The organism is Acinetobacter sp. 24-47-66 (assembly GCF_056779755.1).
In genome coordinates, this window is record NZ_JBWYIL010000006.1 from 68,254 (window position 1) to 81,353 (window position 13,100).

The 13,100-nt window shown below is 39.6% G+C and carries 12 protein-coding genes and 1 tRNA gene; 5 read left to right on the plus strand and 8 right to left on the minus strand.

All coding sequences use genetic code 11. The features are described 5' to 3' along the window. Positions 1–47: 47 nt before the first annotated feature. From mraY to AC1M84_RS07560, 8 genes are all read right to left on the minus strand, one after another. Positions 48–1,166 (minus strand): phospho-N-acetylmuramoyl-pentapeptide-transferase, encoded by a 1,119-nt coding sequence (mraY, locus tag AC1M84_RS07525; RefSeq protein WP_092767279.1) that lies wholly within the window; start codon positions 1,164–1,166, stop codon positions 48–50. Then, on the minus strand, positions 1,167–2,570 hold the full coding sequence (locus AC1M84_RS07530) for a UDP-N-acetylmuramoyl-tripeptide--D-alanyl-D-alanine ligase (protein WP_481594767.1): 1,404 nt from the start codon (positions 2,568–2,570) through the stop codon (positions 1,167–1,169). A gap of 9 nt (positions 2,571–2,579) precedes the next feature. Continuing rightward, a complete protein-coding gene (locus AC1M84_RS07535) occupies positions 2,580–4,076 on the minus strand; it encodes a UDP-N-acetylmuramoyl-L-alanyl-D-glutamate--2,6-diaminopimelate ligase (RefSeq protein ID WP_481594768.1) in 1,497 nt (498 codons plus the stop codon). Between the two features lie 7 nt (positions 4,077–4,083). After that, positions 4,084–5,913: a penicillin-binding protein PBP3 gene (ftsI, locus tag AC1M84_RS07540; protein WP_035263956.1), complete on the minus strand. Its 1,830-nt coding sequence runs from the start codon at positions 5,911–5,913 to the stop codon at positions 4,084–4,086. Positions 5,914–5,922: 9 nt separating this feature from the next. Continuing rightward, on the minus strand, positions 5,923–6,267 hold the full coding sequence (ftsL, locus tag AC1M84_RS07545) for a cell division protein FtsL (protein WP_035263955.1): 345 nt from the start codon (positions 6,265–6,267) through the stop codon (positions 5,923–5,925). After that, positions 6,267–7,190, minus strand: coding sequence for a 16S rRNA (cytosine(1402)-N(4))-methyltransferase RsmH (gene rsmH / locus AC1M84_RS07550; RefSeq protein ID WP_481590426.1), 924 nt, complete (start codon positions 7,188–7,190; stop codon positions 6,267–6,269). Before rsmH ends, ftsL begins: the two co-directional genes overlap by 1 nt. A gap of 184 nt (positions 7,191–7,374) precedes the next feature. Continuing rightward, entirely contained in the window at positions 7,375–8,391 is a 1,017-nt protein-coding gene (locus AC1M84_RS07555) for a sulfate ABC transporter substrate-binding protein (protein ID WP_481594769.1), read from the minus strand. 236 nt (positions 8,392–8,627) lie between these two features. Continuing rightward, positions 8,628–9,602, minus strand: coding sequence for a sulfate ABC transporter substrate-binding protein (locus tag AC1M84_RS07560; RefSeq protein WP_481594790.1), 975 nt, complete (start codon positions 9,600–9,602; stop codon positions 8,628–8,630). Positions 9,603–10,006: 404 nt separating this feature from the next. Between AC1M84_RS07560 and AC1M84_RS07565 the strand changes: the two genes are divergently transcribed. From AC1M84_RS07565 to AC1M84_RS07585, 5 genes are all read left to right on the plus strand, one after another. Beyond that, positions 10,007–10,321 carry a DUF4179 domain-containing protein gene (locus tag AC1M84_RS07565; protein ID WP_481593245.1) on the plus strand — a complete coding sequence of 105 codons (315 nt, stop codon included), beginning with the start codon at positions 10,007–10,009 and terminating at the stop codon, positions 10,319–10,321. A gap of 127 nt (positions 10,322–10,448) precedes the next feature. Beyond that, entirely contained in the window at positions 10,449–11,957 is a 1,509-nt protein-coding gene (gene gltX, locus AC1M84_RS07570; protein ID WP_481594770.1) for a glutamate--tRNA ligase, read from the plus strand. A gap of 114 nt (positions 11,958–12,071) precedes the next feature. Further along, positions 12,072–12,147, plus strand: a tRNA-Glu gene (locus AC1M84_RS07575). A gap of 105 nt (positions 12,148–12,252) precedes the next feature. After that, complete coding sequence (locus tag AC1M84_RS07580) at positions 12,253–12,594, plus strand: zinc-ribbon domain-containing protein (RefSeq protein WP_481593244.1); 342 nt, start codon at positions 12,253–12,255, stop codon at positions 12,592–12,594. A 158-nt stretch (positions 12,595–12,752) separates the two neighbouring features. Next, positions 12,753–13,058, plus strand: coding sequence for an SEL1-like repeat protein (locus AC1M84_RS07585; protein ID WP_051586493.1), 306 nt, complete (start codon positions 12,753–12,755; stop codon positions 13,056–13,058). The last annotated feature ends 42 nt before the right edge of the window (positions 13,059–13,100 follow it).

Consider the following 13,100-nt stretch of genomic DNA (forward strand, 5'->3'; position numbering starts at 1 on the left):
ATGAAAAAAAGTCGGCATAAGCCGACTTGATCTCATTTGATTCTTGCTTAGCGCAATTTTAAGGTCATTAGACCTAAAACTACTAGCATAATTGTGATAATCCAGAAACGGATGACCACCTGTGTTTCACGCCATCCTTTCTTTTCATAGTGATGATGTAACGGCGCCATAAGGAAAACACGTTTATTTCGCATACGAAGCGAACCGATTTGTAAGAATACAGAGACTGCTTCGACTACAAATACACCCGCCATAATTGCAAATACAATTTCCTGACGTACCATCACCGCAATAGTTCCCAGCATCGCTCCAAGCGACAAGGCACCAACATCACCCATAAATACTTGTGCAGGATGCGCGTTATACCAAAGAAATGCTAAACCTGCACCTATCATTGCAGCACAAATAACAACGAGTTCAGATGAATATTTCACATAGGGAATATGTAAATAATTTGCAAAACGAACATCACCCGCCAAATAAGCAAACACCCCTAGGCCCGCCGCAACCAATACAATTGGCATAATTGCAAGACCATCTAAACCGTCAGTCAGGTTAACAGCATTCGACGCACCGTTAATCACTAAATAAGTGAATATGATAAAACCGATCCCTAAAGGGATTACCGATAAAGGAATTGTAAGATCTTTAAAGAAAGGGATCAGCAAATCCAACATATTCGCAGTGTGTACAGGATTAGTTTGCTGAGTCGCAATTACGTAGAGTGATATCCCTGCACCTAGAGAAGCGACAGATGTCCAAAAAAACTTCTTACGTGCTGGCAAACCTGCATTGTCTTTATAACGGATTTTAATCCAGTCATCAGCCCAACCTACGGCACCAAATATCACCATCACGCCAAGCACAATCCAAACATAAGGGTTTGAAAGGTCTGCCCAAAGTAAAGTTGAAATCCCAATAGAAAGCAAAATAAGGAGACCACCCATGGTTGGTGTTCCCATTTTTTTGGCATGGTTTTCCGGAGCGAAAGAACTTACCGCTTGGCCATATTTTAAAGCTTGTAACTTACGGATCATAACAGGACCAAGAACTAGGCCTATCGTGAGTGCTGTCAAGACACTGAGCAGCGCACGTAATGTTAAATAACGAACCACTTGGAACGAGCTGTGATAGCCGGAAAGTTGTTCAAATAACCATAACAGCATTTAGAGTTTCTCCATCAAATCTGCCATCAACGTTTCCATATGGGTATAACGAGAACCTTTGAATAAGAAACTCATTTTTTGCGGTTGATGTGTTTCGATTAGACTAATTAAAAATGGTAGAGCTTGCTCTTGATTGAGGAAAGCTTGTAACTTTTTCCCGTACTGAGTACTACGTGCGCCTTCCTGTGTTGCTGGTGCAAACTCACCAACAGCAACGACAAAGTTGAGTCCGCGAATCGAAACCAAATCTCGCCCGAGTAAATAATGTTGTTGAGCAGCAGTCGGACCTAACTCACCAATATCCCCAATCACCATGACACGAATACCTTCTTGCTGTGCAAGCACTTCACCCGCTGCACGCATCGACGTCGGATTGGCATTGTATGTATCATCGATAAATAAAAAATCATTTTTTTCAATAAAATTCAAACGCCCCTTTGCACCCACAGCTTGTTCTAAACCCGTGACAATATCATCCAAGCTGATATTTAATGACAATGCAAATGCAGCAGCAGCCAAAGCATTTTGAACATTATGCTCACCAGCAAAAGGTAAATCCACGGGTTGGACACCTACAGGCGTATGCAATTTAAATTGTGCACTTTGTGGATTCAGCTGAATATCTGAAGCATAGACATCGCCACCTTCTCCAAAACTTAAGGTTTTTGTTGTTTTTACACTTTGACGGATCTGGTCTATATAATCATCAGCTGCTGGCACGATCGAAGTTTCTGAAACATGACTATAGATTTCAGATTTAGCTTTACAAATTCCGTCACGCCCACCGAACTCACCAAGATGAGCCGTACCAATATTAATAATACCCGCAACATGAGGTTGAACGAGCTTCGAGGTATAGTCAATTTCTCCTTGATGACTTGCTCCTAGCTCCATCACTGCATATTCATGATCTGGTCGAAGCTCCAATAGCATCATAGGCACACCCAGATCATTATTGAGATTACCTCGCGTGATCAATGTCGGTGCTTTGCGAGCAAGAATACTTCCAAGCATTTCTTTAGTGGTGGTTTTGCCGCTACTACCAGTCAGTGCAATAACTTTTAATTGCGCATGTTGAGCGCGACGAAATGCACCAAGTATACCTAATGCTAATCTCGTATCTGTTACCACCAACTGACAAATATCAATATCTAAAGGCCGCTCAACAATCGCAATCTGACAGCCTTTTTCAGCCACTTGTTGAACAAAGTTATGCGCATCAAAACGCTCACCTTTCAGCGCTAAAAAAGCATCCCCCGACTCCGCATGACGTGAATCTGTCAAAATACGCTTTACTTCTCCAGTCGGTTTTTTATCATTCAACCAATACCCTTGAGTAGCAGCAACTAGATCAGACAAAGCCCATGGGACAAGTGTCGCAGTACTTGTAGTAGATGTGTGCATAATGATTCCTTAGTCTGCTGGATAAGATGCTGGCTCAGTCGCATGCTGACCCTTAATGGCTGCTTGGACTTCTACCACATCATCAAACCAATGACGGACACCATCAATCTCTTGATAATTTTCGTGGCCTTTGCCTGCAATCACAACAATGTCACCTGCTTTCGCTGTTTTCACTGCAAACTTAATCGCTTCACGACGATCATGAATTTCATGAACCTCTCTGTTCAAAAATTCAATTCCAGCCTTCATGTCAGCAAAAATTTGTTCTGGGTTTTCAGTACGTGGATTATCTGAGGTGAGTAATACAACATCTGCATGATCTAAAGCAGCCTGTGTCATTAATGGTCGTTTACCGCGATCACGATCACCACCGCACCCAAACACAGCCCATAATTGCTGTGAAACATGACGTTTTAATGTTTGAAGAACCTGAATTAATGCATCAGGAGTGTGCGCATAATCCACAACAAACAAACGATCTTGATCACGCAACACTTGCATACGCCCTGGCGCGCCTTTTAGCTGAGGAACTAAAGCGACTAACTGAGATAAATCTAAACCCGCCTGTTCAACAGAGATTAAGCTCGCAACGACATTTTCAATATTAAAATGACCCAGTAATGGACTATTCACTAAATAGCTTTGGGTCTTGGTCACCAATTTAAAATGAACACCGTCTAAACTATATTGAATCTCTTCAACACGGTAATCCGCGGGTTGAGTGGTGGAATAAGTCAAAATTTTAGGTTTTGCTCGATTTTGCTCCGCCGCTTTGAGCATGATATTTGCGTAAGCATCATCGATATTGATAATTGCAACTTTAAGACTCTCAAACTGAAATAAGCGTGATTTTGCCTCAGCATAGGCCTCTAAAGTCTTGTGATAATCCAAATGATCGCGACTTAAATTACTGTAAGCTGCAACTTCAATTGGCGTTCCATTGAGACGCCCCTGTTCAAGACCATGGGAGCTGGCTTCAATAGCAGCAAACTTAGCCCCCTGCTGAGCATAAGCATGCAATTGATTTTGCATATGCAATGCATCCAACGTGGTATGTGTAGATGCTTCAAGGTGAGGTAAAATCCCATTCCCTGTCGTCCCCATCACTGCGCATGGATGTTTGCTTAACATCAATAGCTCTGCAACAAGCCTTGAAATGGTCGTTTTACCATTGGTTCCCGTGACAGCCAATATTCGAAGTGGATTCACTGGCTCTGTCTGTTGCAAATAATCTTTCTGCCATTGTCCCATGAGCATACGCACATTCGGAACGATCAAACTTGGCGTTAAACCTAGATCTTGTTCTGAAATAATAGCCAAAGCACCAAGATCCAGTGCCTTCTGTGCATACTCTGCAGTTTTTTCAGGTTGAGAAAGACTAGTCAAAGCAATAAACACTTGTCCCGCTTCAACTTTACGACTATCTAATTGGAAGCCATTAAATGCTTGTTGCATCCATTCTGCTGGATGATCTACAGCGTAGATTTGTTGAAATGTAATCGACATTCATCACCTATGGAATGGATTTTGGAGTATCTAAGGGTTTATCCAATGGTACGTTTAATAGTCTCAGCGATTCCTGCATTACTTTTGCGAAAACAGGTGCTGATACAGTACCACCGTAATATGTGCCTTTCGGATTTTCGACCACGACGACCATCGCCAAACGTGGATCACTTACAGGTGCAACACCTGCAAATAAAGCTCGATATTCATTGGTCGAATAACCTTTACGGTCAGCACGTAATTTGTGTGCTGTACCCGTTTTACCTGCAACTCGATAACCTGGTATTTGAGCACGAGTCGCTGTACCGCCTGGTAATGTTGCTGTCTCCATCATTAACAAGACTTGATCCGCAATTTTAGGATCAATCATTTGTTCACCTTGAGGAGCTTCATCCAGCTTGTACAAACTTAAAGGAACTTTCTTCCCTTTATTTGCCAGCATGGCATAAGCATCTGCCAATTGGAGTACCGTGGCATTGAGACCATATCCATAAGACATGGTTGCAACTTCTGAAATATTCCATTTACTTGGCGGTAAGATTAGACCTGGGCTTTCACCAGGGAATTTAACAGCCGAACGCTGTCCAAAACCAAGACGTTTATAGAACGTTGGTAAAGTCGGATAAGGCAAAGATAAAGCAATTTTCGCTACACCTACGTTGGAGGATTTTTGAATAATGCCACCTAAAGTAAGCGCTCCATAATTATGCGTATCACGAATTGTATGATTACCGACACGCATCGACCCTGGGGTGGTATTAACGACTGAGTTTGCAGTGTACTTACCACTTTCAAGCGCCATCGCCACCGTTAATGGTTTCATCGTCGAACCTGGTTCAAACGAGTCAACTGCACCGCGATTTCGCATTGCATCTTTATTGGATAAACTTTTTTTATCATTCGGGTTATACGACGGCCAACTGGTCATCGCTAGAATTTCACCGGTTTTGACATCGACCGCAATTGCTGTAGCAGAACGTGCATTATTTGCCACACCTACCGCGGTAAGCTCTCGATACATAATGTATTGCAGTCGAGAGTCAATACTCAGTGTAATATTTTCCCCAGCTTCAACTTCTTTAATAACTTCTGGAACTTGAACACGGTTACCGTGCTTATCACGTACAATTTTCTGTTCGCCATTTACCCCTGCAAGCCGCTTATTCAGCTGCATCTCCAAACCTTCAATCCCTGTTCCCTCGGTATTGGTTAGACCAATGATTTGAGAGTTAGGTTGTGGTTGTGGGTAATAACGCTTATATGACTTTTCAGAATATACGCCAGCAAAATTGCGTTGTGCTAACAGAGCCGCTTGAGCAGGTGGTACTTCTTTTTTCAATACTAAATAACGTGAACGAGCTCGATCTTGAACACGCTTTTTGAGGTCAGCTCGATCCAGCCCAACTGCATCTGCTAGCTCATCTAAATTCAGGTTTTCCTGTGGTAACTGATTTTTTAATTTACGACTGGTTGGATTCTTTTTTAACTCTTCAGTAATTTCATCAAAAGTTGCTTTAGTTTCAAAATAATGTTGAGGATCAATCACCACCTTCATAATCGGTGTACTAATTGCTAATGGCACACCATTACGGTCGCTAATAACCCCTCGCATCGCACTTAATTTTTCAGTACGTAAAATTTTTGCGTTGGCTTTATTTTGCAAAAAGTCTTTGTTCACAATTTGAACATAAAAGGCACGTGCAACCAATACCACAAAAAATGTCAGGACTAAGCCCCACATTAAATAGAAACGCCACATATCTACAGCAACGGTTCTTTTCTGTGTAATGGGCTGCTGTTTTTTACGTGTTTGTTTTGTTTTGCTTTTATCAACCATTCGGCGTGCCTATTGATTTTTCGCGGTTTCAGCAGGAAGTGAAATCACCACAGTCTGTGATGTTGGTGGTGAATACATACGTAATTGTGTCACTGCACGTGTCCCAATCTGTGCAGTCGCTCCAAATGTCTGTTGCTCAATAAGTAGACGACCCCATTCAGCATTGATGTCTTCAAGCTCACGCATATGCGTATTGAATTCACGAAAATCTTGACGATAAGAATAGACCTGATAGACCACCATAAATGCGCTCACCATGACCATAGCGGTTAAAATGCTATAGATCAGTATTTTTTTACGCACCAAGGGCGTTGCTACAGGTTCCTGTTGTTCTACGTCTTTTTCCTTTTTCATTATTCGCCTTTAAAATTTATACGCTCTGCAACTCGCAACCAAGCACTTCTAGAACGCGGATTTTGTTTCACTTCTTCTTCACTCGCGCGTACGCGATCAATTTTTTTCAAACGACGAGTTTCTTTAGGTTTCTGAGGTAAGCCCCAACCATCATCCTCAGCTAAAGTCGACTCTTTTTGAATAAATTGTTTAATAATTCGATCTTCTAAGGAATGGAAACTGATGACCGCTAATCGACCTCCATTATGAAGCATCTCCAGCGCTTCAGGTAAAAAAGCATGCACATCTTCTAATTCTTTATTGATTTCAATTCGAATTGCTTGAAATGTACGTGTCGCAGCATGCTTATTTTTTTCCCATTTCGGATGGGCAACTTTTACAATTTCAGCCAATTGACCTGTAGTCTCAATATAGCCTGCTGCTTTAATCGCTTTCGCAATGCGGCGGCTATATCGTTCTTCGCCATACTGAAAAATAATATTCGCTAAATGCTCTTCATCAACTTCAACCAACCATTGCGCTGCAGTTAGGCCCTGAGAGTTGTCCATTCGCATATCCAGTGGACCGTCTTTCATAAAGCTGAAACCACGTTCGGCCTGATCAAGTTGTGGTGATGACACACCTAAATCTGCCATAACACCATCGACAGTTTCAACACCGCGTTGATTTAAGGCTGTTTTAATATCTGCAAAACTTGCATGAATAATGGTAAATCTTGGATCTTCTTGTTCTAACTGAGCAGCCACAGCCAAAGCCTGCGGATCTTTATCAAAGGCATAGACACGAGAATGTTCATCTAATTTAGACAAGAGAAGTCGAGTATGACCTCCTCGACCAAAGGTGCCATCTACATAAATCCCTGTATTACGCCCACCCAATAGAGCATCTACAGTTTCATGAAGTAATACAGAAATATGCGACATAATAACGTTTCAGAACATCTAAAAATTTAACTGCACATTATTACCTTGTTTTAATAAAGCTCCAAACGACTTTTTGTAGGTAAATTTTACTTTCTATAGGCAAAACCGTTTCATTCACTGAAATGTTCAAATAAAAAAGCCTCACTTGGAGGCTTTTTTATTAATTTTCAATTACTTCAGTATATTAACGACGACTGTTATAAATCTGATCAAAAATCGCACCACTCACAAAATGTGCTTGTTGTGCTTTTGCCCAACCACCGAAAACCTCATCAATGGTGAATGTTTTTAACTTAGGAAATTGTTTTGAGTATTTTGCTAATACTTCAGCATTACGCGGACGATAGAAATGCTTAGCAGCCATCTCCTGACCTAATGGTGAATATAAATAGTTGATATAGCCAGTTGCCAACCATTTATTGCCATTTTTATCTACAGTACGATCAACGATGGCAACAGAAGGCTCTGTTAAAATCGAAATAGATGGATAAACAATATCAAACTGATCTTTGCCCAAGGCTTTTTGAGTGACCAGTGCTTCATTTTCCCAAGTGAGCAACACATCGCCAATTTTACGTTCAGCAAATGTCGTCATAGAAGCGCGCGCCGCAGAGTCCATCACTTTGACGTTATGGTACATCTTGCCAACAAAGTCTTTTGCTTTCGCTTCATTACCACCTGGTTGTTTGAGTGCATAACCCCAAGCTGATAAATATACCCAGCGTGGTAGTCCACCTGTTTTAGGGTTTGGTGTGATGATTTCTACACCCGGCTTAACAAGATCTTGCCAATCCTGAATTTTTTTAGGGTTACCTTTACGCACCATAAAAACAATGGTTGATGTATAAGGTGCAGAGTTATAAGGGAACTCTTTTTGCCATCCTTTATTGATTTGACCCGATTTCACGATCTCTTCAATATCATTTGCCAAAGCCAAGGTGACAACGTCGCCTTTCAAGCCATCAACCACAGAGCGTGCTTGTTTACCTGAGCCACCATGAGATTGTTTAAAGTTGACTTTCACTCCAGTTCTTGACTGCCAATATTGACCAAATGACTGATTAAACTCATCATAAAATTCACGAGTCGCATCATAAGATACATTCAGGAAATCACGTTGTGCTGCTTTAGAAGATACGCTGAACGATAAACCTGTTGCGAGTAAGCCCGCTGTAAGCAAGGCTTTAAATTGAGTTTTCATAGTCAAAAAATCTAGATATACATAATTAATCTAAATATATGAAATAAAATCATATTCATCAATTTAATTTGGAGATGTGATTTACGTTATATTGCCGCCATTTTTTTTCAAGCTTATGAATTAATTCATAAATCATCTTAAATACAGCCTATATTCAAATATATAGTATTTTATGTATTCCTTATAAAAAAATGGATAGCATGTCGCGATCCATTCACATAAGGTCTAAAAGTAGATTATTTTTCTGCTGAAATTTGGTCGTAAATCGCGCCATTTACAAAGTGCGTTTGCTGCGCTTTCGCCCAACCACCAAATACTTTATCGATGGTAAATAATTGTACCTTTGGAAATTTAGCACTGTATTTAACTGCGATTTTTTCATTACGTGGTCGAAAATTATGTTTAGCTGCTAATTCCTGCCCCAAAGGTGAATACAGATAGTTAAGATATCCTTTTGCGAGATTACGATTCCCATTTCTATCTACGGTTTTATCTACGATTGCAACAGAAGGCTCAGCTAGAATTGAAATGGATGGATAAATAATTTCAAATTTATCTTGCCCCAAACCTTGCGTCGCTAAGAGCGCTTCATTTTCCCAAGACAGTAAAACATCACCAATTCCACGTTCAGCAAAGGTCGTGAGTGATCCACGGGCTCCTGAATCTAACACTTTGACATTTTTGTATAGTCGTTTGACTAACTCACGAGCTTTGGCATCATTTCCAGCAGGCTGTTTAAGCGCATAACCCCATGCAGATAAATAAATCCAGCGTGGCGCACCACCTGTTTTTGGGTTTGGGGTAATGATCTCAACACCTGGTTTGACTAAATCATTCCAGTCTTTGATATTTTTTGGATTGCCCTTTTTTACTAAAAAAACAATGGTAGATGTATAGGGTGCTGAATTATTTGGAAATTCTTTTTGCCAATTTTTATTGATATAACCAGCTTTTACAATTTCTTCAATATCATTTGCAAGTGCCAAGGTCACAACATCTGCTTGTAATCCTGTTGCTACAGCACGTGCTTGTTTCCCAGATCCACCATGAGATTGCTTGAATTGTACATCTTGACCAGTACGTTTTTTCCAAAACTCACCGAAACTTTGGTTATATTCTTGATAAAATTCGCGAGTGGGATCATAAGAAACATTTAAAAATGATGTATTCGCCTGTGCAGTCATACTGAACAACAATGCCCCAATACTCATTGTGCCCAATAATTTATTGAAAAAGTGCTTATTCATTAAAATCTCTTTTTTATTACATTTATGAATTGCACTATATTTTTTATTTACTTCAGTCACAATGTATTCAATAGACGAATTAAATCATTGTAAATATCTAAATTTTATATACATTTTCTTCATATGAATTGCATTTTTATCACTTATACTCTCTTTAAAATTTACCGCATAACATCATATCTTCACCGAATCTCCATATTTTATTGATAAAAAGAGGCAAAATTTATTTCAGCTACAGGTTGAGTAACTTAAGGATTGTTGAATAAAAATTGTAAGAAAGTGTGATGCATTTGTACTTTTGTGAATTTTATGTTTAAAATGTAAACCTAATTACTCTTACAATAAATTCAAAATAGGGGAAAATTGAAATGAATTTGTGCTATTTACAAGCGTTCAGCTTAACTTTATGTGTTTTTGGTATGAGCCAGACACATGCAGCAGCGTTACAAAACCCTGCTAAATCACTACAAAACTCTAGTGTTGCTGAAAAGTCTTTAACACCTATCGAACGCGCATTGACTCAACAAAAACGTGAACGTGCTGAGAACAAACCTTCTTCAGAGATGGATCAGATTAAAGTGATCACCTCTATTAAGAATGCTCCAACGCAAAACTTCCTAGCATCGCAACACCAACAGTTTTCGCGTTTTTTACAAAGTTTATTTCCTCAGCACACATCTTAAGCAATATTTTTCTCAATCTCCCCCAATTGAGCCAAATTTAGCCCAGTCCGATTTAATGAATTAATCATTAAGCCACTGGGCTTTTTGCTATAATAAAACCAATTTTTATTTGATAACTTTTCTGGCTATGACAGTTCGTACTCGTATTGCACCATCTCCTACAGGTTTCCCCCATGTAGGTACTGCTTATATCGCATTATTTAACCTATGTTTTGCTCAACAGCATGGCGGTGAATTTATCTTACGTATTGAAGATACAGACCAACTCCGCTCAACACCTGAATCAGAAAAAATGATTCTCGATTCATTGCGCTGGTTAGGGTTGAATTGGTCAGAAGGTCCAGATGTGGGTGGTCCTCATGCACCATACCGTCAATCTGAACGTATGGATATTTATAAAAAATATGCGTTAGAACTGGTTGAAAAAGGTCATGCATTCTATTGTTTTGCCACTGCTGAAGAATTAGATCAAATGCGTGCTGAACAACAAGCACGTGGTGAGTCTCCTCGTTATGACGGTCGTGGTCTAAAACATACGCCAGAAGAAGTTGAAAGACGTTTAGCGGCTGGCGAACCACATGTTATTCGCATGAAAGTACCTGAAGAAGGGATTTGTAAATTTAATGACTTACTCCGTGGTGAAGTAGAAATTCCATGGGCACAAGTTGACATGCAAATTCTGTTGAAAACCGATGGCCTACCAACTTACCACTTAGCAAACGTTGTTGATGACCATTTAATGGAAATCACTCACGTGATTCGTGGTGAAGAATGGATTCCATCTGCACCTAAACACCAATTGCTTTACCAATATTTTGGTTGGGAAATGCCTGTGCTTTGCCACATGCCACTTTTACGTAACCCTGATAAGTCAAAACTATCTAAACGTAAAAACCCAACTTCAATCAATTACTACAAAGATATCGGTGTATTACCAGAAGCATTACTCAACTATTTGGGTCGCATGGGTTGGTCAATGCCAGATGAACGCGAAAAGTTCAATTTGACTGAGATGATCGAGAATTTTGACATCCAACGTGTATCGCTTGGGGGTCCAATTTTCGATGTAGAAAAACTCAATTGGTTAAACGGTCAATGGATCAAAGCACTTAGCCCTGCTGAGCTTTTAAATACTTTATTGGCGTGGAAAGCAGATCGTGCCAAGTTAGAGGAAATTGCGGCTGCAATTCAACCACGTATTAACCTATTGTCTGAAGCAGTGAATTGGTCAGCACATTATTTTAATCACTTCCCTACACTGTCTAAAGCACAATTCGAAAGTAAAAAGTTATCTGAAGAGCAAGTTCGTCAAAGCCTACAATTTGCAATTTGGCGCTTAGAAAGCTTATTTACTTGGAATAATGACACAGTTAGCCAAACGCTAATGGATTTAGCTGCACAAATGGAAATTAAATTACGTGACTTTATGCCTGCGTTCTTTATTGCCATTGCGGGTTCTACTGCTTCAACGCCAGTGATGCAAACCATGGTGACCATTGGTCCTGATTTGACTTTTGCTCGCCTGCGTCATGCACTCGAAATCATTGGCGGTCCAAGTAAAAAAGAGCTTAAAGTATGGGAAAAATTGAATGAAAGCTTAAAATTGCCGAAAAATGATGCAGTTGATGAAGCTTAATTAAATTTTTTATTGACGCATGAGTGTTATATCCCTAATATAGCGCTCACACAGATTGAGCACTTAGCTTGATACCTAGATTGCTTTCATAGCATTGACTGTGTTGCCTCATAAGTCCCTATCGTCTAGAGGCCTAGGACATCGCCCTTTCACGGCGGTAACCGGGGTTCGAATCCCCGTAGGGACGCCAAATTCTAAAAAACCACTGACCTAGATCAGTGGTTTTTTTTCATCTATACATTTTTGATTTTAGTTTCGATGTTATAGAATTAAGCAAAAGAAATACGGAGCGCTCATGCAGTACCAATGCCCTAAATGTCAAAGTCGTAAAATTCTTCCTTTAGCAAGTGCCAATGCACCTGCTGTACGACCAAATGTTCCTAAAAGCTTAATCATCCTCGTACCCACTCTATTTTTACTCCTATTATTGGTCATTATTAGCCTTGTATTGATGATTTTTAGTAATGGTGCTGGTGAGACACTTCAAATTGCAACTGTGATCGTATTTTTAATTGCAGTGATAGCGGGTGTGATGTTCTGGAAAGATTTACCAGATTTCAAAATTTCGATGCAAGCCTTCATGCAATCTCAAAAGAAATGGAAATGCCGTGAATGTAATCACGAATGGGAAAATTAATTGTTTATTTTCATCAGTCCTAAAAGCTCATTTGAGCTTTTAGGACTTAAAATTAAATAAATTTAAATTTTATATATGAGTAGTAGACAAAACCTTCAAAAGAGCATAATTTAATGAAATAGATCTCATTTTTGCATGGATAAGCAAGGAGAACCATAATGATAATAAAACTATTTCAATCACTATTCTTTGATCTAAAACGTACTCGAACGGCTAATTTATCCAATCTCGAGCCATCCACATCCTTAAACCCTCGAAATCAAATGTGGTTATACCTACGTGATGCATTACGTGGGAATGCTGAAGCACAATATCAATTAGGTCTGAGTTACTTAAATGGTGAACTAGGTTTGGATCGAAATTATCAAATTGCTGAAAAATGGCTGAACCAATCAGCGAATGCTGGAAATGAAAATGCAAAAAGAACTCTACTTCAAGCTTATAGTCTTTTAGCATTTTCATAAAATTAATTCATAAAAAAACCAGCCTGAAGGCTGGTTTTTTAT